A 23171-nucleotide genomic window follows, 5' to 3' on the forward strand; every position below is an offset into this window, starting at 1 on the left:
CCAAACCTCCACCGGGGCCGGGCATCACGCCCGGCCCCGGCATCACTCAATCCCCATCCCGGACGGAGGCACCTTCATGACCCCGCAACCGCGCCGCCGCAATCCCGGCCGCGCCCGGCGCTACGAGGTCCGGCGACTCAGCGGCTATCGCAAGGGTGATCGGCGGTGGGTCGTGTGGGACCGCGAAGTCGGCGGGTGGGCCGACGACGCGCACCGCACCCGCCGCGACGCGCAAGACGTCTGCGACGAACTCGAAGCACAGGCCGACACCACCACAACGGCACTGGTCACCCCGGCACCCGCCGATCCCACGACAACCCCGGAAGGACAGCACACGATGACCACCCACCCCGGCCTGTTGCGGTGCCCCGAGTGCGGCGAACCGGCCCGCACCGTCGCCCCGTCAGACTGGCCCATGCCCGAGGCCATGCCGCGCCCGGCCACGTCACACCATGACGGCACGCCGCTATGCCCGGTCCCCGGCCCGCGCGGCTCGCAACCGGCCGACCCGATCACCGACCCGGCCGCCCCGCCGACGGATGGCCTCGTGCACCTCGTCGCGGGCGGCGACATGGTCGCCGTGTTCGACCACGCCGACACCGCCGCTACGCAACGGGCCGTCATGGAGGCCGCCGGACTCGACACCGTCAGTTCCCGGATTACCCCCGAACAGTGGGACGCGGCCCGCGCCCTGATTCTCACGGTGAACCCCGGCCTCGTCATCACCGACGTTCGGCGCGGCACCGATGGCGACCCGGTATGACCGACCCGCCAGGCCCGGCGGACCGCAACACCGGCCCGGCCCGCCGGGCGTGTCCACGTCGCTGACCGCCTATCCCGCGACGTGCGGCCCGATCTTGCCGATGCCGCCGGTCAATGTGCACCCCGGCCCGAATGGCGGCACGGGGCCGCACGTGGACTTCACCGCGATCAACACGACGACCTCCGCCGAACTCCGGTGACCCTTCATCGGCCACCCCATGTCGAGAAAGGCGCACACTCCATGCCCACAGAGCGATGGATCGCCGAACACTACCCACCCGCCTTCATGGCGGACATGCTCGCCGATGTCGTCGGCGACTTCACCGACATCCAACTTCATTCCGAGATCAGGGCCGCCCGGGACGATGGCGGGCAGATCGCAACTCTCGCTGCCCGACTCGGTGCCGCCCTCAACCGCCTGATTCAGGACCGCATCGTCACCGTGACCGTGTACGCCGACGCGTATGTGATCACCGACCGCGCGGGCGACCAGCGAGGATGCCTGCTCGGAGACTTCACCGTCGCGCAAGTCGCCGACCTGTTGCATCTCGCACCCGAGCTAATCCGCGATCAACGGGACACCGATGCGGGGTTCCCGGACGTGTGAAGGCTGCCGTCAAGGCCCCAGCGTCGCCGTGACCGGTTCCCCGCCGTCTATGGCGGGGAACCGCCGTCTATGGCGGGGAACCGCCGTCTATGGCGGGGAACCGCCGTCTATGGCGGGGAACCGCCGTCTATGGCGGCTGACCCGCCAGATTCGCTGGAGAAACCTCGGCCGACTCCGGCCGGCGGCCTTGATGCACTCGTGCAGGTAGGAAACATTGACATTGACCGGAAGTCGCCGGGGGCGCGAATCCCCGGCGACGTGCCGCACCCCATTTCACCAGCACGGAAAGGGAACACAAGCCATGGCACACGAGCTCGAAACTCTGGCCAACGGGCAGACCGCCTTCGCCTCGGCCAACCTGTCGGCCTGGCACCGACTCGGCCAGATCACCGAGGGCTGCATGACCGCGGAAGAGGCCATGAAGCAGGCGTGGCTCGGCGGCTGGAACGTCCGCAAAATCGCGCTGTCCGGCATGGAGGTCACCGAGAACGGCATCACCCGGATCGACTCGCCGGACAAGTGGATGACCGTACGGACCAACCCGCAGACCCAGGCCACCGAGTACCTCGGCGTGGTCGGCGACGACTACACCTGCGTGCAGAACGAAGAGGTCGCCGAGGTCCTCAACCTCCTGGCCGACGAGTCCGGCGCCCACTTCGAGACGGCCGGCTCGATGCGAGGCGGCAAGAGCGTCTTCGTCACCATGAAGCTGCCGGAGGCGATGAAGGTCGCCGGAGTCGACGACATCGACCTGTATCTGGCCGCGACCACGAGCCACGACGGCACCGCCTCGCTGCGCGTGGACGCCACTCCGGTCCGCATCGTGTGCGCGAACACGCAGCGCATGGCCTATAAGCGGTCGAAGGGCTTCTACACCTTCCGGCACACCTCCAACGTCAAGACCAAGATCTCCGAGGCGCGCGAGGCGATCGGTCTGGTCTGGAAGCACTTCACAGCGTTCGAGGCCGAAGCCGAGAAGATGATCAACGCGACGCTCACCATGGGCGAGTTCGAGAAGATCGTCGCCCAGGCGTGGCCCCTCGCCGACGACGCCTCCGACGCCACGAAGAACAACGCGAAGCAGCGGATGAGCACGCTGCGCTACCTCATCCGGGACGCGGACACGCAGAAGGCGATTCGGGGCACCCGGTGGGCCGGATACCAGGCGATCACCGAGTTTGTCGATCATTTCGCCCCGGCCAAGAGCGACGAGGCCCGCGCGACCCGTGCTCTGACCAGCGCGGGCACGGACATCAAGGGCCGCGCGTTCGAGCTGCTCACGGTCTGATGAACCGCCGTCAGTACCGGGGCCGCCACCACCCGGCCCCGGTCCCGGCGGGCGTCGCGGACACCGTCCGTAGCGCCGCGCCGGATGCGGCACCGGCCCGGCCGCCGACGACATCCGGCGCGCGCCCTATGCGGCACCGGCCCGCCCCGGCGATACCGCCGAAGTACGCCGCCGGGCCGGTGCTTTCACCCCTGACTCGAACGATCTCGCTTTCCAGGGAGAGCAGCACGATGACCAGCCGAGACGACATCCTCGACCTCATCCACAACCTGTGCATAACGTACGCGGACTCGCAGGTCGCTCACGAGCGGTCCCGTGTGGCGGCCACTGCCGAGGTCCACGCCGACCAGCTAGCCCGCTCGGTGCGGGCCCACGAGGTGATGCAGGGCTACTACACCGCGCTCGTGGACCTGCTCGCCGACAGCGTGCCGGACGACGTGAGCGCGGAGGCGTTCCTGCCGGTGCAGCCACTGTCGACCGGCGAGGTCGCCATTCACGCTCGCGACGACCAGGCGAACTCGGTACGGCTGCGGCTCACCGGTGCGCAGGCCCTGACGGTGGGCGCGCACTTGACCGCGTACGCCGCGATCAGCCTCGACCGCTCCGGGTTGAAGGTCGCCGAGGTGCTACCGCCGCTCCCGGCCGATCCGGCCACGCCGATGCACCCGCCTTCGGTCGCACCCTCGTCGCCCGCTCCCGCTGCGGCACCGGTTCCGTCCCCGTTGCGTGCCACCGGGTCGGCCCCGGTGGTGCCCGGCCCGCCGTCGCCCGCCGTCGTGGCTTACCCGGCGGTCCGCTAACCCGACACCGGCGCGGCCGGACCAACACCACCCGGTCACGGCCGCGCCGCCACCTCTGTGGAGACAGCTCATGCCTTTGATCGCCATACCCGATACCGCCTTTACCGCACTCTCGCGCCGCGCTCACGCCGACGGCGTCGACCCGGCCGACCTCCTCGACACCCTCTTCCGGCCCCTCGTCGCCGAGAACGCTGACGACTCCAACGCGGCGCCGGCCGCCGCTGAAGTCGACCCTGACTCGACCAACGACCTCGAAACGGATCGCCTCGACGGCGCACCGGAGGCCCCGCCGCGGCCGGCACGAGGAGAACTCGATGAACAACTCGGCCGAGGCACACGAGGGGATCGGCGAGGTACAGCACTACCTCGACGGAGCCCGACTCATCGACGCGCTCACCGCACACGATCCCGCCACGCCACTGGCTCCGGCAATCGCCGCCGTCCTGCGTGACCTCAACCTGCGCGTTTACCCGACATCGAGCGCCAACAGCGACTACGTGGTCCTCGACATCCACGGCGTCTCCATCGCGTTGCAACGCCGCCGCGACGCCCTCTACCTGCACCTCGACACCACCGAGACCGCCGACGAACGCATCGCCTACGAAGTCAACGGCTGCGGCGAAAACGACTACGAGCTGTTCTGAACGAGGAGCCCCTCATGCACTCCCACACCACCGACGAACAACCACAGCTACACCTCTTCGACGTGGTGACCAGCCGCCACGCCTTCGAACCGTTCGAGCAGCGACCCGGCGTCATCATGGACATCTTCCGAGTTCCGTACATCCCGAATGGTTACAAATACCGCGTCGAGTACCGCGACGGGCATTCCACCTGGTACTGGATCGACGAACTGATACTCCAGACGGACGCCTTCGATCGCTCTAGCGTCATCGCGGAGCTCACCACCCTCCGAGCCCATCTCTTCCGGATGATCAGCACCACCGAGCAGCACGACGTCCTGAACACCCGGCTCAGCGCACTGCTCGATCAACTGACCGCGACCGCGCGAACCTACCTCGGGAGCAACCTCGACCACGAGCCGGATCACAGCCGCGGTGAGAGCAGCGAGAACCAGGGCAAGCCGATCAATCAGGTTGCCGAAGGAGGCGACCAGGCATGACCGCTAAAGCCACCTCGACACACGGCCGATCCGCCCGGCACTCCGGCGCGGTCTGCGGGGCCGACGACGGGCCGGGTACTCGCGTCACCGACGAACCGAGCCTCGTCACCTGCCCGGACTGTCCCGACGCCGCCGAGACGGAACTCATCCCGGACGACGCCAGCACCGGCGACCCGCACGTCATGCAGACGCTGCGGGAGGCGGCAGCGGGACACACCCGCAAGATCGACGGCGTCGTGGTGGACGCCACCACCGCCTCGGCGATCCTCGCCGTCTACGACGCCGCGACGCCCAAGACGAAGGCGAAGATCGCGGGCCTGCCGCTGACCCTCATGGTGTCGCTGGCCTGGAACATTTTGAACGCCGAGCGGGACGGAGCCGCCCGATGACCCTCACTCCGGCCTGGACGTCGCCGACGCCCGACGAGATTCCTTTCCATTGCCGGACCTGCCGCCGGGCACTGCACCGGCGCTTGGCCGCCGGTGGCGCGCTCACCTTCTTGCACCCGGTCGAGGTCCGCGGAGGCGAAGTCGACCATCCGGCTCGGCCGGCGCCGGTAACGGAGATCGAGAATCCGATCATCGAGTGCGACTTCTGCTCCGGACCGGACGCGGCCTGGATCTACGTGTGCGCCGACCAGGAAAGTGACGTCCGATACGTCACCCGGCGCACCGTGGATGTCGGCGACTACCAGCGCCGCCACCACGCCGCCCGGACCCGCAACGTCGAGACGGCTCTCGGCCCGATCCAAATTTGGGGTGAGCGATGGAGTGCCTGTGACGGCTGCGCCACCCTGATCGAGGAACGTGATCTCTACGGCTTGATCGCCCGGGTCACCGACGCCATGCCCGCCAAACTCACGCGCGGCAAGAAGCTGGCGAATGTGCGCGGCCATCTGCATGGCAACTACAGCACCGTTCTCGAAACGCTTCATCCTGGCCGCTATCAGATCACCCCAGATCACCCACTCGGCCTGTGGCAGGCTCCGCCGCAACTGCCGGGCGCGACTTCATCGGAGAACGCCGACGATCCGCGCGCCGGTGGTGGACCAGCGGTGGCACGATGAGGCTGGTTACCGGCTGACTACTTGGATCGGCGTGCTCCTGGTGGCGACGGGCGTTGTGCTGGTGTGGGCGCTGCGTCTGCGGACTCGATTCGGTATCCGGCACGCGGCGACGCCCCGGGCACCGCGCGACGCCCGAACGACTTCCACGCCCGAGTAATACCCCTGGTGACGTGCTGATTCACGGCTCGGCGGCGGCCGGTCAGGGCACGCTCTCGACGAGCGCGCGCGAATCCCCGACCGGCCGCCTCGCCGTCCGAGGCCACCCACGGCCACCAGCAGCCATAAAGCCCCGAGCAGCGTGCCGCCGATGCTATCTCCGCCCTCAACGGCGTTCCGGCACCGTCAGCGCGCTCGCGACCCGGAGACCGCGACAATGACCACCGTGGCTCGCCGTACCTTCAACGACCGTGTAGCCCTCGACCGCGAGGGCGTTGCCGCGCACACCGGCGCGGCTCGCACCACCGTCCTCAACTGGATCCACCAGCGCGACCGGTTCGGCTTCCCGGAGGCCTTCACCGACGCCTCCGGACACGAGTGGTTCTGGGCCGAGGACATCGACGCCTTCCACACCGCGCATCAGGCCTCGAAGCTTGCCGTGCTTACCGAGGTCGATCGCAGCGGCGACCCCAACGAGCTGGTGACCTCCGGCGAGGCCGCACGAGTCCTCGGCTACAGTTCGTACCGCAACCTGCCGGACGAACTGACCGAACACCCCGACGACGTCGAGATCCTGTCCGACGGCCGGAGGCGGCGGTTCTGGTACCGGCGCACCGTATGGGCACACGCCGACGCCCGCACCGGCCGCCAATCCACCGGTCACGCGCCCCGCACCACCGGCCCCCGCAAACCCCACCCCTACGCCGACGACCCCCGCCTACAAGCCGCCACCGACCTTCTCGCCGAGGCGAGAGCTGCCGGACGCGACCGGCGCGGCCTCGGTGCCGAACTTGCCAGCCGCCTGGGCATCGCCTCGCGCACCGCCCGGCGACTGCTGTCCGCTGCCGAAGACGATCAGCCAGAGTAGGCGCGAAGTGGTGTCGGCGTACGGGTTCCAGCCAGGTACGCCAAATGTGCAGAGGTCCTGGGCAAGAGTAGGGCGGGGAAGTTGCGGCCGGCCGCCTCGGCGACTCACGTCCGTTTGCTCACAACGAGTAATCAGCGGACGTGGGCTGCCGCCCGGGTTGCGGCAGACATCCCATGTTTTTCGATGTCAAGTGTTTGGCTGTAAATGGGCCCAGGCGGTGGCTTCGTCGTAGGCGGTCTTGGTCTTGAGGCAGCCGTGCAGGATGCCGACGAGGCGGTTGCCGAGCTGGCGCAGGGCGGCTTGGTGACCGATGCCGCGTGATCGTAGTGCCTGGTAATAGGCGCGGGCGCCGGGTGAGCCGCGCATGGCGCAGAACGCCCACTGGTGCACGGCGTCCGCGAGACGACGGTTGCGGGCGTAGCGGGCCAGCACGACCCGGCGGCGGCCGGAAGCCCGGGTGATCGGTGAGGTGCCGGCGTAGTTCCGGCGAGCTTTCGCGTCGGTGTAGCGGTCCGGGTCGTCGCCGAACTCCCCGAGGATCCGGGCACCGAGCACGACGCCGAGGCCGGGCAGGCTCAGATAGCGGGCGGCGTCGCGGTGGCGGCGAAAGTGGTCGGCCAGTAGCCGCTCGAGCTCGGCGATCTCGATGTTCAGGACGGTGATCAGCTGGACCTGGCTGGACACGATCGCGGCGTAGGCCGCTTGAACCGGCTGGGGCTGACGCAGATGCTGTGCCTGGAAGATCTGCTGGAGTGCGGTGGCGCGGCCTTCGAGGTCGCGGCGACCCGCTCGGCGCAGCACAGCGACGAAGGTCAACCGGGCCAGCCGGGCGGCCTGGTCCGGGTCCGGCGCCCGGTCCAGCAGCTCCAGGGTGTCCGAGGCGGCCAGATCGTCGAAGGCCTGCAGGGCGGCGGGGAAGAACTCCCGCAGCACCGACCGCAGTCGCAGGACTTGGCGGGTGCGGTCCCAGACCAGACTTTGATGGGCTCTGGCCAGCAGCTTCACCGCTTCAGCGGCGGGGCTGTCGCCGGCGACCTGCCGGTGATGGTCGTGGTCCAGCCGCACGATCTCGGCGAGCACGTGAGCGTCGCCGGCGTCGGACTTGGCGCCCGAGGTGGAATGCCGTTCCCGGTATCGGGCTGACGACATCGGGTTGATCGCATAGACCTGGTAGCCGGCTCCGAGTAGTGCCTGGACCCAGGTACCGCGATCGGTCTCGATCCCGATCCCCACCCGGCCGGACGCCTGCACCGGGTCCAGGTCTGCCCAGGACACCGGCAGGTGCTCGGCGATCAACGTGTGCAGCCGGGTGATGCCGTCCAGACCTTCGGGCAGCCTCGCCCGGGCCAGCCGTCGGCCGTCCTCATCGAGGATCTCGATGTCGTGGTGGTCCTCGGCCCAATCGTCACCTATCCAGATCATCTCGCACCTCCGACTCCCGAAACTGCTGGTAGCAGCGCGGAGGAGACGCCAGCGATCTAATAGCCAAGTGCTCACCACGACCGCGGGGCACGTCATCTCATCAGCTGTCTCATCTCCTCACGACCAGCGGGCGCACGGTCTGCCGCAAGACCTCAAAGGATCCGAAGAGTGGAGTGCTGACCCGCCGGCCGCTACTGGAGCCATCCTGCACCCGCAGGCTGACGAAACCTATTAGAAGAGGACGCCACTTCAACGGTGGGTGGTCGGGATTGGTTTCCTCAGGGTCGGCCGAGTTCTGCGATGAGTCGGCGCAGGGTGTGGAATGCCGGTTTCGGTGTGTAGTCACTGTGCAGGACACCGAATTGGTGGAAGAGGTCATCGTTCGAGCTGTCCGCGTCGCGGAGCGTGAATAACTGCCAATGGGTGACGTTCAGCTCGGCTCTCATCCGGTGGACTGTCCGGATGATGGTTTCCAGGACCTTTGCCTGCAGGTCGTCGGGTCGTCCGGGTCCTGTCGGCCAGCCGTTCTCGCAGATCCGGATCGGCACCGAGACCGGAATACCCGCCGTGGTCAGAGCTTTCTCGCGGAAGTCGCGCAACAGCCTGTCCACGGTGCTCGGCAGCGCCTCGAGGCTCACCCGGGGCCCGAACACGTCGGGGTAGATGTTGATCCCGGCGTAGTCCAGCGCCGCGGCGAACGAGGGGCCGCCCAACTCGGCCACCCCGGTCCAGAAGCCGTCGGTGGCCGGGTCGATGTCGGGTACGACCGCGATTCCGATCGCCGCCGAACCATCGGTCGCCCGTTTGGTCGCGGCGGCGGCCAGTACGCCGTGTACCAGCGCGTCTCGGGCGCCGGGAAACGCACCGTCAGCCGCGCCTCCGGCCCACGTCAGATTCGGCTCGTTGGTGACCTGCACGGCCGACAGTTGTCGTCCGTACCGCTCGACGACTCCGGCCACGAACCGGCCCCAGGCGGCTATGTCACCGGCCGGATCGCGATAGCACAGCACCAGATCCCATGGAATCTTTCCGGCGGTCAGCGCGGCGATCTGCGCGTGCGCGGCCGCTGTGGAAAAGGCACCGTTCCATGGAACGTACATCCTGGCCACCAGGGCTGGGCCTTCGCCTTGCAATTCACGGATCGCTCGTCCGATCGCATCGAAGTCGTCCGGCGGCCCCGCAGCGACACCGGACGGCGTGCCTGCGACGCCGAGCGGGAAGAGCCCGAAGGTCAAGGGCGTCGTCATGGCATCGAGCCTAGATCGTCAGCGCAACGGAGGTCCTTGGCTACATTCGTCCATATGAGAATCGACGACGCCGTTGGCGACTGCACCGTTCTCGTGGTCGGCGGCAGCCTCACCGGTTTGTCTGCCGCACTCTTCCTTGCCCGGTACGGGGTCGACTGCATGGTCGTCGAGCAGCACACCGGCACATCCGTGCATCCCCGTGGCCGCCTGGTGAGCGCCCGGTCCATGGAGTTGTTCCGATCCGTCGGACTCGAGGAAGATATCCGGGCCATCGGTGAACCTGGGCCGATGGGTTTCGTACTCGTGGACACCCTCATGGATGATCATTACGGGCTGATGGGCGACGGGCGTGACGAGACGCGGGACGTTAGCCCGACCGGGATGTGGCTGTGTGATCAGCAACTTTTGGAGCCCCTGTTGCTTGACCGCGCCCGCCAATTCGGTGCTGAGGTGCACTTCGGTACCCGCTTGGTGGACTTCGCGACGGACGACGACGGCCTCATGGTCACGCTGACCACGGGGGAACGCGACGTCGGTACGGCGCCGCGCCGGTGGACGGTGCGTTGTGACTACCTGCTCGCCGCCGACGGAATCCGCAGCGGCGTCCGCGAGAAGCTCGGCATCGGGCGACACGGCCAGGGTTCGCTCAGCCGGGCGGTCAGTGCGGTCTTCGACGCTGATCTCGCACCGGCGCTGCGCGGGCGGCGCGTCATGGCGGCGATCTGCCAAGGCGGTGGCGGCATGATCTGGGCGCGTGGCATGCCACGGGCACGGCTGTGGCAAGTCGGCTTTCCCTTCGCGGAGGGTGACGACGACCCGGTCCGGGTGGGTGAGCGGGCTCGCGATGTCGCCCGCGCCTGCACCGGCCTGCCCGATCTTTCGGTGCAGGTCCGCAGCGCGCAGGCGTGGGAGACCGCCGCGCTGGTTGCCGACCGCTTTTCCGCCGGCCGAGTGTTCCTGGCCGGGGACGCCGCGCACGCAATGCCGCCGACCGGTGGACTCGGTGGAAACACCGGCATCCAAGATGCGCACAACCTCGCTTGGAAGCTGGCCGCGGTGGTCGCCGGCACCGGTGCTCCGGCGTTGCTCGACACCTATGACGCCGAGCGGCGGCCGATCGCCGACTGGACGGTGGCGCACGCGTTGCAGTGGGGCGGCCCGCAGCCCGGCCGAGCGGCCACCGTACAACTCGGGTATCGCTATCCGGGCCTGGACACCGAGTCCGGTGCCGATCGCAGTCTCGCCGAGAATCCGTTCCAACCGACCGGGCGACCCGGCACGCGGGTCCCGCACGTCAGTCTTGTGCACCACGGGGCCAGCGGATCGACGCATGACCTACTCGGCGCAGGATTCACGCTGCTGGCCGGAGCCGACGGTCACGTTTGGGAGACGTTACCCAGTCCTGGCACACCGGTGACCGTACATCGGATCGGCGCTGACACCCCTTGGCGGGACGTGACGGGCCAATTCCATCGAACCTTCGGCATCGAACCGACCGGCGCGGCGCTCGTCCGTCCGGACGGATTCATCGGCTGGCGCTGTCCAGCAGCGAAATCCGACGCCCGCGAACAATTCGAGAGTGCGCTCGCACGACTCCTCGGCCGGACCGAGAGCTGATTAAAACTGAGGAAAAGCTCCAGGAAGAAGCCACCGCCGCCATCACCTCCCATATGCACTCTTCTCGGCTACTTATCTACTGGTGGTACGACCGCAGCCCGGCCAGGCTTGGTCGAGGTGACCGGCGGGGTGGCTCTCTCATCGGCTGTCCGCCGCTTGTCGGTGTGGCTCAGATCTGGCATGCGTCCTGCCGGTCACCGTGGCGCGGAGAGGCTCAAGAGGGGACTGCCCAGCTCAAAGTAGCGCTGCCCTCCTCGCCGGATTCAACCCCGGGTTCGATCGAGGAGAGCAGGCATGGGACAGGTCATCATCGGCATGGATCCCCATAAACGGTCCGCGACCATCGAGATCATCAACGACCGCGAGAAGATTCTCGCGCAGGGCCGGTTCGGCACCGACCGCGACGGCTACCAGACGATGCTCAACCTCGGCCGGCAGCACAAAGACCGGGTCTGGGCGGTCGAGGGCTGCAACGGCATCGGCAAACACCTCGCCCAGCGTTTGATCGCCGACGGCGAAACCGTCCTGGACGTGCCGGCGAAACTATCCGCCCGCGCCCGAGTGTTCGACACCGGCCAAGGCCGCAAGACCGACCCGGCCGACGCCCACCACATCGCCGTCGCCGCCTTGCGCAGCAAGGGCTTGCGGCAGGTCGTCGCCGACGACGCGACGGTGGCGCTGCGGCTGCTGGTCGACCGCCGCGACGAACTGGGCCGCGCCCACACCGACCTGCTCAACCGGATCCACAAGCTACTGCTCGAACTGCTGCCCGGCGGCGCCAAGAAGTACCTGTCCGCCGCCCAGGCCCGCGAACTGCTCACCACGATCCGCCCGCGTGACCTGGTCGGCCGGACCCGGCGCCGGCTCGCCTCCGAGCTGATCGGCGAACTCATGCAGGTCGACAAGAAGGCTAAAGCTGCCGACAAGGAACTGCGCGAGCTCGTCGAAGCGATCGGCAGCAGCCTGCAGGATCTGCACGGCATCGGCCCGTCCGGGGCGGCCCGGCTGATCGGCGACGTTGCCGACATCAGCCGCTTCGCCAGCCGCGGACACTTCGCGTCCTGGAACGGCACCGCACCCCTGGACGCCTCGTCCGGCGACCAGACTCGGCACCGGCTGTCACGCGCCGGGAACCGGCGCATCAACCGCACCCTGCACATCATGGCCGTCGTCCAACTGCGCAACGACACCGAAGGCCGCGCCTACTACCGGCGCAAACTCGCCGCCGGCAAAACCCCGATGGAAGCCATGCGCGCGCTCAAACGACGACTGTCCGACGTCGTCTACCGGCAGATGGTCAACGACACCCGCCACGTCGAGACAGGCACGGAAGGACACGCGGGGGCGACTCTGCAATCCAGCGCGGCCGATCCGATCCCCATGATCGACACTTCGGACAAGTCACTTCCCGGACCCGCCAAAACCCAGCCTAGAACACCACTTCTGGCCGCCTCTTGACACAGAGGGGTGCCAGATCCGGACGGCGCCGGTTCGACTACCATTACTCAATGTAGTTAACGTTGCTGCATCGCTTCGGGCGCCAGGCTGCGGCCCTACTCGCAGATGTCGATGCCCGCTGTGTACTCGGTGGCGTACGGGGTTCTGCACTTGCAGCCGTACGCCGACAAGTGGCAGGGGGCGCCGCGGGACGGAGGTTCGGCGGCGCCCCCTTTAAATGAGTTGTTACTCCTCGTCGCGGTCCTCAGCCGGTTCGGCCGGCATGGCCGGAGGCGTCAGCAGGTAACGCAATGCTCCGTTGATGTCCGTGCCCCGCGCGCTCGCTGTGCGGGAGAGCACGTCGAAGACCTCCTCATCAACCCTGATCTTCTTGGTTCCGGGCGTGGGCGTAGTCATGGCATCCCTCCTGGTGATCATGAGTGGCGATACCCGGGGGTGGGCAGCACCGCCCCTATCCATCCGGGCATGTGTCGAGGGATCAAGCCGGTGGCGTCGGCAAAGCCGTGCCGGGCGTCCGTGAGCCACCATCGAGCGCCACCGGAGTGACGGTGAGCTGCGGATCGGTGGTGTCGGCGGCCTGTAGAAGCGCGGCGGCGAAAGCGCGTGCCTGCATCGGGCTGAGGTCGAAGTGCGCATCGTCCGAGCCCGGTCCGCGGACCTCGACGAAAGGCATCTCCAAGTCGGCGGGATCGGTGCCGATCAAGGCTTGCGGTTTGTCCCAGTACACAGCTCGAATGTGAAGCTCGGCCAGGCGGCGGTACTCGTCGTATAGCGTGGCGATGATCGCCGACCCCTTATGGGTGATCGCGCCGGGTGGATCGAATTCGTGGTGAGTGCAGTCGCAGCACCAAGCTGGACAGTGCCCCGGATGGGGCAGAGATCTTCCGCCGCCGACGAGTCCGCCTCGGTCCTCGCAGTTCTGCTCGGGGTTCGGAGACGTCGTCATGCCGGCACCTTGGGACGGTCATCGCGACTCGTTTCCGCCTCGCGGCGCAGAGCGTTGAGCAGCTCGGAGACGCGGTTGTTGCGGATGGCGTGACCGTTGCCGCGCATTTGCTGGGCAAGGGCGTCGCGGCTAACCGAGCGTTCTGCGGCGACCAGTTGATCGCGGGCAGCACGCGCCGCGGGCAGCAACGGCACTAGATCATCGGATAGCTCGGCATTGCCGTCCGGCTCGTCCTCGTCCGCCCCCTCTTCCTCTTCGTCGTCGGGCGGGTCTGGGTTGCCGGTCTCGGGTTCCCGGTGGGAATCCGGGTTATCGGCCTCGTTGAGGGCGTCGTCCTTGCCCTCGGGCGATTCGGGTTGCTCGAGCGGCGGCGCCGCGGCGGGCGCGGAGGTATCGGGCTTGCTGGTATCAGTGGACGGTGCTGGAGGTGGGGTGATCGCGGGCGCGAGCCGGTCAGCCCAGGACTGATAGTCGACGCGGGCGACCAGTTCCTCGGCGAGTCGATCCAGGTCGAGGGTGCTCACCGCGACGTCGGCCATGTATGGGTCACGCTGATCGGTTTGGACGACCTTCTTCACGGCGTGCGCGATGGCGGGACGGCGTTTCTCGTCGCCGAGCATCAGCTCGGCGGCGCGCAGCGACTCGTACAGCTTCAGGGGCCGCCACTGGCCGGTGTCGTCGGTGTGGCCTTCGCGGGCCAGCTCGGCGGCCCGGGCGGTCCAGATGGGGTGGCGGATGCGCCGCCAGAGTCCGTAGTCGGGGGCGGTGTCGCGCAGTTTGCCTGAGGCGCGTAGGGCGTCGCGGCGGCGGGCGGCGGCGTGCAAGAGCCATAGCAGGTAGGCGGAGCTGGACAGCAGCCCGAAGACGCTGGACCAGTAGAGGTCGGGCCAGTGTCCGGCGACCTGGATGCCGACCGCGACGATGGCGACGAGGGCGGAGAAGGCGCGGAAGCCGTAGGCGTGCTCGCCCAGGCGCATCCGTTCGTCGGCCATCGCGGCGAGCACCATGGCCAGCAGTTCCAGGCAGATGGCGAAGGGCAGTACGAGCAGCACGCGGGTCCAGACCGGCATGGAGGCGGGCCATGGCATGTGGTCGAGGGCCACCCAGCTTTGGCCGATCACTGCGCCGGTGGCCGCGACTGCGTAGAACGAGTACGCCCATCGCGCCGGCGACCACGAGCCTCGCCGGTCTCGATTTGGCTCGTGTGCGCCGCCGGCCGGTGGGGGGAGTAGCGGGGAGAGGTGACGCTCGATGGTGGCGCGGACGTGGGCCGTGCCGTTGCTCAAGGTTTCGGTCATCGGTGGTCTCCGCTGGTGACGGGCCGTAACTGCCGTTCCGCGACGCGGCGGGTGGCGTCCGAGGGTTCGGCATCGAGGTCGGCCAGGCGTTCCTCCAGACGGCGCAGCGTCTGCCGGACGGCGTCCGGGCGCTGCGCGCGGCCGTGGATGCGCATGATCCGCTGGTATAGCTCCTCGTTGATCGGGTCGAGGCCGATAGCTTTCTGCAGGACGGCGATGGCCTGCTCCGGCTGATCCATCTCGATGATCTCGGCGATGCGCGCGTACACGGCGAGGATCTGGTGCCGGTAGCTGCCCGCGTAGTCGGTGATCCAGGCGCGGTCTTGTCCTTCGGCGAAGTCCCCGCCGTACAGGTCGGCGGCCTCGCGCAGCGCGGCCAGGGCGGCGGTGTCGTCGGGCGCGGTGTTGGCGCGCTCGATGGCGGTCAGCGTTTGCCACAGGTCGACGGCGAACAGCTGTACGTCGAGCTGGTAGCGGCCGGTCGCCGGGTCGTAGACCACGAACATTTCCTCGGCGCTGCCGGTGGCGGTGCGCAGCACGCGGCGAGTGGTGTTGATGTCGGTGCGGATGCGCTTGGCGGCAGTCGCCGGGTCGGTGTCCGGGTGTAGGTCGGCGGCGAGCTGGTCGAGGCTGCGCCCGGCCGGGTGCACGGCGAGGGAAGCGAGGACGGTGTAGGAGCCGCTGCGCATTCCGGTCGTGACCGGGCCGGAGTCGGTGGTGATCCGGACTGGGCCGAGCACCTGCAGCCGGATCGGTGCGGTGATCTCGACGGGTTGGGCCGGTACGGGCTCGATCGGGGCGGCTGCTGTCTCCGCCGGTGTCGTGGTGGTGTCCTCGTTGGTGCCGGCCGGGTCGTCGAGGTCGTGCCCAATCTCAGGCCGGGGTGTGATGTCGGCCAGCGCGGCGAGTACGGCGGCGAGGTCGGCGGCGGCGAGGGTGGACAGCCGGCGTAGCCCGAAGGGCGGCTCGTCGCCGGTGGTGCCGTCGGCGGCGACCTCGACGGCGGTCATGCCCTCCAGGTCGCCGAGGACGACCTGGTGCAGGTGCAGGGTCGTGCGGTGCGCGCCGACGGCCAGCAGGCGGGCCGCGTGCCGGGTGCTCGTCTCAAGGAGCAGCACGTATGCCGGTTGGGCTTCGGCGTGGTCGGTGCGGGCGTTGAGGTCGGTGACGCTGTCGGCGTCGAAGGCGTCGAGCAGACGGCGGCGCAGGATCATTTCCTCTTCGGCGTGGGTGACGGCCGCCGCGGCGTCGGCGAGTACGACGAGCCGTTCTCCGTCGTAACTGGTTCCCTCGGGGTCCAGCCCGAGCAGCGGGGCACCTTCGGGCAGCAGGCGCGCGAGAGTCTGCGCCGTGGTGATGACGACGGGGCGGCCCTCGGTGCTGGGGGTGGCGCCGGTGGCGAGCACGGCGCTCAGCAGGGCACGAGCTGCCGAATCAGTGCCTTCGCCGTGCAGGGCGAGGCCGCGGCCGGGCACCTCGAACAGGCTGACCTCTGCCCCGGCGGCATCCACACCGATGGGTGCGGCGACAGAGGGCGCGATCGGCTGCCGCTGGGCATCCTCCGAGCGCGGCAGCCGATCAGCTACGCCTTCAACCGCGGCCAGAGACTCAGGAAGTGGTGCCGGTTGCGGCTCGATCCGGGCCGGGGTGGGCACGGCGAGCCGGGCGCGGCGGCGGCGTTGCAGCCGGACGAGGGAGGCGACGGCGGCCAGCAGCGCGGCCAGGCCGAGGCTGACCCACCCCTGCGCCGGGAGGACGATCCCGATCTCCTCGCGGTCCTGGTCACCGTCGTCAGCCGCCGAGGAGGCACTGGCTTGCGGTGCGGCGGTCGCGGGACTGCTGGTCTGTGCCGGAGCCGTGGTCGTCGAAGTCGTCGCAGAGGTGGGCGCGGCCGGCGCGGTGCTCGCGGGTTCGCTCGGTGCTGGGGTGCTCGGACCCGGTGAGGCAGTGTGCTTTAGCGCGTCGGTGGAAGGCTGCTCGGTGGCCGTCGAGCCGGGTGTGGTGGCGGGCTCGGCTGGTGGTGTGGCGGGCTTCGTGTGGGCTGGCGCGTGGTCGCGGGCGGGTAGTGCCAGCACCCAGCCCACGTGGATCTCGTCGGGGTCTCGCAGGGCGTACCCGTTGGCCTGCGTGTGTCCCCGGTTGAGCTTGTAGATCTCGCGCCATCGGTGGGCGTCGCCGAGCTTGTGCTCGGCCAGGTCCCACAGGTTGTCGCCCTCGACGACGTGGTGCACGCCGCCCGGTGCGTCACGCGCCCATCCGGGAATGCCGGTTGCGGTGTGCGTGGCCACCGGCCGGGCGGTGGCAGCGGCAACGGTGATCGCGGGACGGGGCCGCGAAACCGTCGCGGTGATAGGGGCCGGGTGTGCCGGGGCGACGGCGACGGCGGGCCGGTGTGCGGCGGCATCGGCGGCGGCTGCGGAGGCGCTGGCTCCGCCGACCGTGGCGGTGCGAGCGACGTCGAACAGCAGGCCGCCGATGATCGCGCCGACGAGTACGGCCGCGACCCAGCGGATCGGGCCGCGCCCGGAGACCGGCGTCCGGAGCCTGCCGTGGCGGGTGGCCGTCGCGGCGGCTGACGCCTCGATCACCTCGATGACGGTGTCGCGGACGAACTGCGCCCACAGGACCCAGCCGATCGAGGCGAGCAGGGCCACGATCATCTGATCTGACCAGGGGCTCGTGATCGTCGTCATCAGCTCGGACATCCCGGGCGGTGTGCCGAGCTGCGCCCAGCCGAGCCAGTCCAGGGGCCATCCGGCCGAGGCGATCAGCAGCCACGGCACTCCGGCGACGAAGCCGAGTAGCACGGCGGTGGCGGCCAGGACGCGCAGCAGGCGTCCCAGGGCGGCGAAGGCGCGGACCATACCCGGTGCTCCTCGAAAAGGCTCTAAGCGTTGGGGCCGTTGATGCCCTGCACCGCGACCGCGGTCGCGGAAGCCGAGACCCGCAGGCTTCGCACCCCGACCAGTTGCAGAAGCTGGGTCCGGCTCGTACGGCGCACGGTCACGGTCACGGTGGTGGTCGTGGCGGACGCCTCGCCGTCGGCGCCGGCACGGGCGAGCCAGGACCGAGCCGCCGACGCGGCTCGACCGGGGTCGAGCTGGGCTCGGCCCTGCGTGCGGTACAGGAGAAGGTCGAGTTCTTGTGCTCCGGCGCGGGCGGCGGCCTGCGCCGTGTCGAGAGCGGACACCTTGACCGACAGCGCGAGACCGAAGTCCAGGACGAGCCCGGCGACGGCGAATAATGCGACGCTGAACAGCATCGCGAAGGCCGTGACGTGTCCGGCGTCCCGGCCGCCGGTACGGCGGCGAATCCATGCCGCCATCGCATGCAGTCTGTTGATCATGATCCCGCCCACCTGTCCACCGGCGAGGTCGCGCTCGCCTCTACCGTCCGGCTGCCGGGGATGCCGAGCATGACCAGGTCCGACAGCTTGACTCGGCACGAGACCCGGACGGTCACGGAGCCGCCGGGCCGCTGATCGCCGGACACCGAGACCCTGGCCTGGCGGCAGGTCGCACCATGGGCGGTGAGCGTCGCACGAGCGTTGCGTTCGGCCTCGGCGACGCCGCCACCGTGACCGAGCAGCGACGCGGACCGGGCACCACTACTGGCGGCAGCCTGCACGTCGATCTGCGCGGAGACGAGCCGACCGCACATCACCACGAACAACAGGATCGCGACCAGCAGAGGCGTCACCAGCGTCAACTGCGCGGTACTCGACCCCGCGTCGGGTATAGCAGCCACCTGCCGGAAACGAGCGGCAACGGCACGGCAAAGTCGCATCATGGCGCACCGGCCCCCGCATCGGTGACCCACCGTTCGACCGGGCGCACCACAACGGCCCGCACACTCCAGCTCATGCCAGGGACCACCGTCGCGGCCCGGCCCCGGATCTCAACCCGGACCTCGGTGGCGGTGCGGGTCACCGACACCGACGGGTTCTTCAGCACACCGCTGCCGATCGCGGTGAGGGTGTCACTGCCTGCGCCCCGGCCGGCACCGGCACTCGACTCGTAGACAGCGGCGGTGTTCGCGGCCCGGCTCGCGGCGGCCTGCGCGACGTGGGTGGCGTGCATCCACACTCCGGCTTGAAAAACCATCATGATCATGAACAGCAGCAGCGGCATCCCGACGGTCAGCTCGGCCGTCGCCGCGCCCTCGTCGGGCCGGGCGGCGACTCGCCGCCACCGGGTACGCAGCCATCCCGCCGGGCCGAGCGCCCCGTCCGGTGGACGCTCGGCACGACGGATCCGTACGGCGGTCATCAGCACGGCCTCAGCCGAGGTCGATGGTGTTGGCCTTGCCGGACACCTTGGTGTAGATGATCCCGATGGCCAGGATCGCCAGGGTGACCAGCACGGCCGTCGCCACCACGGCCTCCGTGGTGTAGCCGCCGTCCTTGGTGGCGCGCACCATCCGCCAGCGGTGCCGCATCTCCGCGGCGATGTAGGTCAGTAGAGCCGTCATTTTTCCCTCCTTGCAAGGGACGACGATCGGATTCGTCGCCAGACGTTCTAGAGGCCGCTCATCACGGCGGCCATTGCCGGATAGCCGAGGAAGATCAGGAACCCGGCGAAGAGGAACACGATGGGCAGCGCCATGCGCTCGGTCGCGGCGTTCGCCTCACCTTCGGCATCGGTGAGCTGCCGGTCCCGCAACGCCACCGCGCGGGAGCGCAGCGACGCCCGGACACGGGCACCCTCGGTGCCCGCGAGCCCGACGGTCGCGGCGAGCTGCTGCAATTCCGCGACGGTGACCCGCCGCCCCAGCGCGCCGAGCACCTCCCACGGCGGCACCCGAGCCAGCCGCGCCTCGGCCAGGGCGTAGCGCAGCTCGGTGTACGCCGACCCGGAGCCGACCTTCGCGGCGTCGTCGAGCGCCTGGTCCACCCCGGCCCCGGACGCGAGGCTGATGACCACCAGATCCAGGAACGAGGACAGCGAGTCGCGAAAAGCCGCCCGGTACTTGGCCGCGTCCGTGCGCACGGACAGCTCCGGGGCTAGGAACCCGGCCGCGCCGAGAATCAGCGACGCGAAGACCGGCATCGTCGCGCCGGTGGCTATGCCCGCGAAGCCGAGCAGCGTCGCGGCGGCCGGAGGCAGCAGCAACCCCACCACGGCGGCGGTTGCTTGCTCGGCCAGGTGCACGTCGACCGGCTTGTCCAGCGCCGCGAGGTCCCGTCGGGTACTGGCCACCGGGAGCCCGGTCGCCCGCAGCCACCGCACCGCCGGGCGGCCCCACCGCCCGGTCCAACCGGACGGCGCGTCCCTGGTCTCGGCGGCCAGCGACATCGCCTGTGGGGCGTCGAGGGCCTTGTCCAGGCGCGGTGGCCGGGGGAACCAGCCGATGACGATCAGCCAGATCCCGAGGCCGGTGCCGAGACCGGCCAGCAACACCACCCCGGTCATGGCCGCACCATCTCCGGCTCGGAGGGCGCGGCGACGCCCGCGAGGACTCGTGCGGTGTCGCGGTCGCGCATGAGCCGGGCGAGCCACCAGAACGCGAACGCGAAACACGCTCCGGCGGCCAGCAGGATGAGCTGTCCGAACGTCGAGTCGAACGGCGCCAGATAGCCTCGGTTAAGCAGGGTCAGCACGCCGGCCATTGCCAGAGTCGCCCCGACGATCACCCGCGCGGAGGTCCGGTTGCGTTTGCGCCCGGCCGTGATCCGCTGCCGGGAAGCGACCTTCGCCCGCGCGGAATCCGCCAGCTCGCCCAGCACCTCGCCGAGCTGCCCGGCGCTGCCGCGCGCCGCCGTCAACAGCCCCGCGACGACCAGGTCAGCAGTCGGGTCGGCCAGCTCGGCGGCGAACGCGCGCAGCGCATCGGTCAGCCGCCAGCTTCGCCGCAACCGGGTCGCCAGGCGGGCCACCTCGTCACGGATCGGCTCCGGAGCCTCGATCGCGCTGGCGGCGATGGCTTGTTCCAGCCCGGCCGCCCCGGACAGGTTGTCGCGCAGTGACTCCGTCCAGGTGGCGATGGCCTCGATCCGGGCCACCCGGCGGGCGTGGTCGCGGTCCGGGCCGATGACCGCCGGAAGCACCCATGCCCCCACGGCCGCCAGCCCGGCCGCGACCGGCCAGCGGGTCAGCACCGCCACGACCAGCGCCACGGCCACGCACAGCCCGAGCCGCCGCCGGTCGACCGGTTCACGGTTTGAGGTGAGCCTCGACCACCATGAAGGCGCATCGAGTTCCGCGCCCTCATCCTGACGGCCCGACAGCCCGATTGCTATCAGCACCACCCCGAACGCCGTTCCTAGCCCCAGCAGCGCCGCTAGGGGCACCGTCATGGTCATGACGACCACCCACCGCTCGGCGCGGACCGGGCCTGATCCAACAGACCGGGATCGAACCCGGCCGCTGCGAGGGCTTGCAGCAGCGCGGTCGAGGGCGGAGCACCGGGCACCGCCCACCCGTCCAGGCCAGGCCGGAAAATCTCGTTAGAGGAAACCCCGGTGCCGTCGCTGTCGACCACCTCCCGGATCGAGGTCACGACCCGGCGGCCGGTGTCGGTCAGCGCGAGATGCACGATCAGGTGCACCGACTCCGCGACCAGCAGATTCGTGGTGGCCGGATCCAACCCGGCCTGCGCCGCGTAGAGCACCAGCTTCTTGAACACGCCGGCCGACGAAGAGGCGTGAATGGTGCCCAGCGAGCCGTCATTGCCCTGCGACATGGCGTTGAGCATCGGGATGACCTCGTTGCCCCGGACCTCGCCGACGATGACCCGGTCCGGCGACATCCGCAGGCCCGACCGGAACAGCTGCGACATGGTGAACGCACCCGCGCCCTCGACGTTGGCCTCACGCGCCTGCATCGGCACCACATCCGGATGCAAATCCTCGTCCGCGTCCAGGGCCAGCTCGTAGGTATCCTCGATCGTCACGAGCCGCTCGTCCGGCGACATCACCGACGCCAAAGCCCGCAGCATGGTCGTCTTGCCCGCGCCGGTCTGCCCGGCAACAAGAACGTTGAGCCTGGCCCGCACCGCGGCCGTCAAAAGACTGCGCAGCACCGGATTAAGAGTGGCCAGCTGCTCCAGCTCGGTCAGCGTGACCTTGACATAGCGATGCCGGCGGATTGAGAGCGCCGGGCGCCGGGTCACCGACATGATCGCGTGCAGACGCGAACCGTCCGGTAGTTGCAGGTTCAACTCCGGTGAGGCCCGGTCCCAGCGCCGTTCCTCTGCGCCTTCGCCGTCGGCTTCAACGCGGCCGGCGTCGGCGGCGAGCCGCCGGATCAGCGCCACCATCTCCGCGTCCGAGTCGGCGATCGGACCGACCCGCTTGCGGCTACCGTCGGCGTAACGGACGAAGACCCGATCGCAGCCGTTCGCGGAAATGCCCTCAATACTTTCGTCGGCGAGCAGCGGTTGCAGGCCACCGGCCCCGAGCAGCATGTCCGCCACCGTGCGAGACACCCGCGACTCCACGTCGGGCCGCAGCGGTGGCCGACCGGCGCGCATCTCCTCCGTGGCGAACGCATCCAACGCCTCGGTTATCAGGCTCTTCGTGGTTTCCTGCTGCTCCACGGCGGACATCGGCGTACCGGTCTCGGCCTCGTGCGCGCGGGTAACACGAGTCAGCCGCTCGGCCACATCCCGGCGGATGCGCCGGACCACGGTGATCTCACTGACCTCGCCAGCCGGTTGCAGCACTCCGGCGGGACGGTGTCCGCTCAATGCCAACGGTGACGTCATCCGATGGCCTCCTCACGAGCCGGGTCGGCACTGGCAGGCGGCGCGACCGTCAGGTCGGCGGCGAGGCCGTCGAGCACGCTGGCGAACGCACGCATCAGCGGAAGCCGCCGCCACCGCTTCCCCGGCAGCAACTCCCCGCCCAGCACCGCCGCCGCCTTCCGGTCCTCCGGCAACGGGCCCAGCACCTCCACCGCGCCGGGGTCACGCGCGAGCTCCTCCGACACGTGGGTTTGCAACACGTGCGCGACCTCGGCGGCCGGGTAGACGCCTCCGGCGGCGAGCAGCACCACCAGCCGCCCCGGCCCGACATCCACCAGCTCGGCCAGGGCCTCCCGCAGATGCGCCAACTCGTCCGCGCGGGCACGCGCCATCACCAGCACCACATCGGCCAGCCGCAGCACCGGCCACGCCGCCGACCCGGCAGATAGCCGCCCGCAGTCGGCCACCACGAGCCGATCCGGGGCCGTCAGCACCGCCCGGCCGGTCCCGGCCAACTCCGGCAAAGCGGCCCGCGTCTGCGCGCCACCGGCCGGAGCCGCCACCACCGGCACCACGGCATCGCCCACGGCCACCGGCTGCACCCCGGCGACGAAGGCGGTATCCGCATCGGTGGCACCGCGCGCGACGGCAGCCACATCCACCAGACTCGGCGTCGCGGCCAGCTCGAGGCGGCGCATCAAATCCCCGCCGGCCGGATCGCACTCCACCACCGTGGCTCCGGCATCAGCCGGGGCCGACGCCGCCAGCCCGAGCGCGGTCGTGGTCACGCCGGGACGGCCCTTCAAATAGGTCACAGCCAGCAACGGCAT

Annotated in this window: 25 protein-coding genes; 11 read left to right on the forward strand and 14 right to left on the reverse strand. The window is 69.6% G+C overall.

Going from position 1 to position 23171, the window contains the following annotated elements:
• The first annotated feature begins 76 nt into the window (after positions 1-76).
• The 9 genes from ACH442_RS10265 (at position 77) to ACH442_RS10305 (ending at position 6670) form a co-directional block, all read left to right on the forward strand.
• Positions 77-763 carry a hypothetical protein gene (locus ACH442_RS10265; protein ID WP_396337640.1) on the forward strand — a complete coding sequence of 229 codons (687 nt, stop codon included), beginning with the start codon at positions 77-79 and terminating at the stop codon, positions 761-763.
• A 240-nt stretch (positions 764-1003) separates the two neighbouring features.
• The gene (locus ACH442_RS10270) at positions 1004-1369 is read left to right on the forward strand and encodes a hypothetical protein (RefSeq protein ID WP_396337641.1); all 366 of its coding nucleotides are present in this window, start codon (positions 1004-1006) and stop codon (positions 1367-1369) included.
• A 301-nt stretch (positions 1370-1670) separates the two neighbouring features.
• On the forward strand, positions 1671-2657 hold the full coding sequence (locus ACH442_RS10275; protein WP_396337642.1) for a DUF932 domain-containing protein: 987 nt from the start codon (positions 1671-1673) through the stop codon (positions 2655-2657).
• Between the two features lie 230 nt (positions 2658-2887).
• Positions 2888-3457: a hypothetical protein gene (locus tag ACH442_RS10280; protein WP_396337643.1), complete on the forward strand. Its 570-nt coding sequence runs from the start codon at positions 2888-2890 to the stop codon at positions 3455-3457.
• A 314-nt stretch (positions 3458-3771) separates the two neighbouring features.
• Positions 3772-4101, forward strand: a complete 330-nt coding sequence (locus tag ACH442_RS10285) for a hypothetical protein (protein WP_396337644.1) — start codon at positions 3772-3774, stop codon at positions 4099-4101.
• Between the two features lie 14 nt (positions 4102-4115).
• Positions 4116-4580 carry a hypothetical protein gene (locus ACH442_RS10290; RefSeq protein ID WP_396337646.1) on the forward strand — a complete coding sequence of 155 codons (465 nt, stop codon included), beginning with the start codon at positions 4116-4118 and terminating at the stop codon, positions 4578-4580.
• On the forward strand, positions 4577-4969 hold the full coding sequence (locus tag ACH442_RS10295) for a hypothetical protein (RefSeq protein ID WP_396337647.1): 393 nt from the start codon (positions 4577-4579) through the stop codon (positions 4967-4969). The genes ACH442_RS10290 and ACH442_RS10295 overlap by 4 nt, the downstream gene beginning before the upstream one ends.
• The gene (locus ACH442_RS10300; RefSeq protein ID WP_396337648.1) at positions 4966-5646 is read left to right on the forward strand and encodes a hypothetical protein; all 681 of its coding nucleotides are present in this window, start codon (positions 4966-4968) and stop codon (positions 5644-5646) included. Before ACH442_RS10295 ends, ACH442_RS10300 begins: the two co-directional genes overlap by 4 nt.
• A gap of 373 nt (positions 5647-6019) precedes the next feature.
• Positions 6020-6670: a hypothetical protein gene (locus ACH442_RS10305; RefSeq protein ID WP_396337649.1), complete on the forward strand. Its 651-nt coding sequence runs from the start codon at positions 6020-6022 to the stop codon at positions 6668-6670.
• Between the two features lie 186 nt (positions 6671-6856).
• On the opposite strand, the gene ACH442_RS10310 is transcribed toward ACH442_RS10305, so the two are convergent.
• A complete protein-coding gene (locus ACH442_RS10310; protein ID WP_396337650.1) occupies positions 6857-8092 on the reverse strand; it encodes an IS110 family transposase in 1236 nt (411 codons plus the stop codon).
• Positions 8093-8370: 278 nt separating this feature from the next.
• Positions 8371-9339: a hypothetical protein gene (locus ACH442_RS10315; RefSeq protein WP_396338136.1), complete on the reverse strand. Its 969-nt coding sequence runs from the start codon at positions 9337-9339 to the stop codon at positions 8371-8373.
• 54 nt (positions 9340-9393) lie between these two features.
• Between ACH442_RS10315 and ACH442_RS10320 the strand changes: the two genes are divergently transcribed.
• A complete protein-coding gene (locus ACH442_RS10320; RefSeq protein WP_396338117.1) occupies positions 9394-10956 on the forward strand; it encodes an FAD-dependent monooxygenase in 1563 nt (520 codons plus the stop codon).
• Positions 10957-11250: 294 nt separating this feature from the next.
• On the forward strand, positions 11251-12414 hold the full coding sequence (locus ACH442_RS10325; protein WP_396337651.1) for an IS110 family transposase: 1164 nt from the start codon (positions 11251-11253) through the stop codon (positions 12412-12414).
• Positions 12415-12639: 225 nt separating this feature from the next.
• Here ACH442_RS10325 and ACH442_RS10330 read toward each other — a convergent pair whose 3' ends face one another.
• The 12 genes from ACH442_RS10330 to ACH442_RS10385 all read right to left on the reverse strand — a co-directional run bounded on the left by ACH442_RS10330 (position 12640) and on the right by ACH442_RS10385 (position 23171).
• A complete protein-coding gene (locus ACH442_RS10330; RefSeq protein WP_396337652.1) occupies positions 12640-12810 on the reverse strand; it encodes a hypothetical protein in 171 nt (56 codons plus the stop codon).
• An 82-nt stretch (positions 12811-12892) separates the two neighbouring features.
• Positions 12893-13360 (reverse strand): DUF6907 domain-containing protein, encoded by a 468-nt coding sequence (locus ACH442_RS10335; protein WP_396337653.1) that lies wholly within the window; start codon positions 13358-13360, stop codon positions 12893-12895.
• Positions 13357-14658, reverse strand: a complete 1302-nt coding sequence (locus ACH442_RS10340; protein WP_396337654.1) for a hypothetical protein — start codon at positions 14656-14658, stop codon at positions 13357-13359. Before ACH442_RS10340 ends, ACH442_RS10335 begins: the two co-directional genes overlap by 4 nt.
• The gene (locus ACH442_RS10345; RefSeq protein ID WP_396337655.1) at positions 14655-17522 is read right to left on the reverse strand and encodes a BTAD domain-containing putative transcriptional regulator; all 2868 of its coding nucleotides are present in this window, start codon (positions 17520-17522) and stop codon (positions 14655-14657) included. Before ACH442_RS10345 ends, ACH442_RS10340 begins: the two co-directional genes overlap by 4 nt.
• A 23-nt stretch (positions 17523-17545) precedes the next feature.
• Positions 17546-17983 carry a pilus assembly protein TadG-related protein gene (locus ACH442_RS10350; RefSeq protein WP_396337656.1) on the reverse strand — a complete coding sequence of 146 codons (438 nt, stop codon included), beginning with the start codon at positions 17981-17983 and terminating at the stop codon, positions 17546-17548.
• A 17-nt stretch (positions 17984-18000) separates the two neighbouring features.
• Entirely contained in the window at positions 18001-18405 is a 405-nt protein-coding gene (locus ACH442_RS10355; RefSeq protein ID WP_396337657.1) for a TadE/TadG family type IV pilus assembly protein, read from the reverse strand.
• A 38-nt stretch (positions 18406-18443) separates the two neighbouring features.
• The gene (locus tag ACH442_RS10360) at positions 18444-18926 is read right to left on the reverse strand and encodes a TadE family protein (RefSeq protein ID WP_396337658.1); all 483 of its coding nucleotides are present in this window, start codon (positions 18924-18926) and stop codon (positions 18444-18446) included.
• Positions 18927-18936: 10 nt separating this feature from the next.
• On the reverse strand, positions 18937-19128 hold the full coding sequence (locus ACH442_RS10365) for a hypothetical protein (protein ID WP_396337660.1): 192 nt from the start codon (positions 19126-19128) through the stop codon (positions 18937-18939).
• 47 nt (positions 19129-19175) lie between these two features.
• Positions 19176-20069, reverse strand: coding sequence for a type II secretion system F family protein (locus ACH442_RS10370; protein WP_396337661.1), 894 nt, complete (start codon positions 20067-20069; stop codon positions 19176-19178).
• A complete protein-coding gene (locus ACH442_RS10375; protein ID WP_396337662.1) occupies positions 20066-20968 on the reverse strand; it encodes a type II secretion system F family protein in 903 nt (300 codons plus the stop codon). The genes ACH442_RS10370 and ACH442_RS10375 overlap by 4 nt, the downstream gene beginning before the upstream one ends.
• The gene (locus ACH442_RS10380) at positions 20956-22362 is read right to left on the reverse strand and encodes a CpaF family protein (RefSeq protein WP_396337663.1); all 1407 of its coding nucleotides are present in this window, start codon (positions 22360-22362) and stop codon (positions 20956-20958) included. Before ACH442_RS10380 ends, ACH442_RS10375 begins: the two co-directional genes overlap by 13 nt.
• Positions 22359-23171 (reverse strand): hypothetical protein, encoded by an 813-nt coding sequence (locus ACH442_RS10385; protein ID WP_396337665.1) that lies wholly within the window; start codon positions 23169-23171, stop codon positions 22359-22361. Before ACH442_RS10385 ends, ACH442_RS10380 begins: the two co-directional genes overlap by 4 nt.

The organism is Actinoplanes sp. NPDC020271 (assembly GCF_044388125.1).
Classification (GTDB): domain Bacteria; phylum Actinomycetota; class Actinomycetes; order Mycobacteriales; family Micromonosporaceae; genus Actinoplanes.

Coding starts and splice junctions, on each gene's coding strand:
- ACH442_RS10315 (WP_396338136.1), bottom strand. CDS start 9,339: ATGACGACGCCCTTGACCTTCGGGCTCTTCCCGCTCGGCGTCGCAGGC.
- ACH442_RS10275 (WP_396337642.1), top strand. CDS start 1,671: ATGGCACACGAGCTCGAAACTCTGGCCAACGGGCAGACCGCCTTCGCC.
- ACH442_RS10370 (WP_396337661.1), bottom strand. CDS start 20,069: ATGACCGGGGTGGTGTTGCTGGCCGGTCTCGGCACCGGCCTCGGGATC.
- ACH442_RS10360 (WP_396337658.1), bottom strand. CDS start 18,926: ATGACCGCCGTACGGATCCGTCGTGCCGAGCGTCCACCGGACGGGGCG.
- ACH442_RS10340 (WP_396337654.1), bottom strand. CDS start 14,658: ATGACCGAAACCTTGAGCAACGGCACGGCCCACGTCCGCGCCACCATC.
- ACH442_RS10345 (WP_396337655.1), bottom strand. CDS start 17,522: ATGGTCCGCGCCTTCGCCGCCCTGGGACGCCTGCTGCGCGTCCTGGCC.
- ACH442_RS10290 (WP_396337646.1), top strand. CDS start 4,116: ATGCACTCCCACACCACCGACGAACAACCACAGCTACACCTCTTCGAC.
- ACH442_RS10305 (WP_396337649.1), top strand. CDS start 6,020: ATGACCACCGTGGCTCGCCGTACCTTCAACGACCGTGTAGCCCTCGAC.
- ACH442_RS10295 (WP_396337647.1), top strand. CDS start 4,577: ATGACCGCTAAAGCCACCTCGACACACGGCCGATCCGCCCGGCACTCC.
- ACH442_RS10325 (WP_396337651.1), top strand. CDS start 11,251: ATGGGACAGGTCATCATCGGCATGGATCCCCATAAACGGTCCGCGACC.
- ACH442_RS10310 (WP_396337650.1), bottom strand. CDS start 8,092: ATGATCTGGATAGGTGACGATTGGGCCGAGGACCACCACGACATCGAG.
- ACH442_RS10320 (WP_396338117.1), top strand. CDS start 9,394: ATGAGAATCGACGACGCCGTTGGCGACTGCACCGTTCTCGTGGTCGGC.
- ACH442_RS10350 (WP_396337656.1), bottom strand. CDS start 17,983: ATGGCGGCATGGATTCGCCGCCGTACCGGCGGCCGGGACGCCGGACAC.
- ACH442_RS10270 (WP_396337641.1), top strand. CDS start 1,004: ATGCCCACAGAGCGATGGATCGCCGAACACTACCCACCCGCCTTCATG.
- ACH442_RS10365 (WP_396337660.1), bottom strand. CDS start 19,128: ATGACGGCTCTACTGACCTACATCGCCGCGGAGATGCGGCACCGCTGG.
- ACH442_RS10385 (WP_396337665.1), bottom strand. CDS start 23,171: ATGCCGTTGCTGGCTGTGACCTATTTGAAGGGCCGTCCCGGCGTGACC.
- ACH442_RS10285 (WP_396337644.1), top strand. CDS start 3,772: ATGAACAACTCGGCCGAGGCACACGAGGGGATCGGCGAGGTACAGCAC.
- ACH442_RS10335 (WP_396337653.1), bottom strand. CDS start 13,360: ATGACGACGTCTCCGAACCCCGAGCAGAACTGCGAGGACCGAGGCGGA.
- ACH442_RS10280 (WP_396337643.1), top strand. CDS start 2,888: ATGACCAGCCGAGACGACATCCTCGACCTCATCCACAACCTGTGCATA.
- ACH442_RS10265 (WP_396337640.1), top strand. CDS start 77: ATGACCCCGCAACCGCGCCGCCGCAATCCCGGCCGCGCCCGGCGCTAC.
- ACH442_RS10330 (WP_396337652.1), bottom strand. CDS start 12,810: ATGACTACGCCCACGCCCGGAACCAAGAAGATCAGGGTTGATGAGGAG.
- ACH442_RS10380 (WP_396337663.1), bottom strand. CDS start 22,362: ATGACGTCACCGTTGGCATTGAGCGGACACCGTCCCGCCGGAGTGCTG.
- ACH442_RS10300 (WP_396337648.1), top strand. CDS start 4,966: ATGACCCTCACTCCGGCCTGGACGTCGCCGACGCCCGACGAGATTCCT.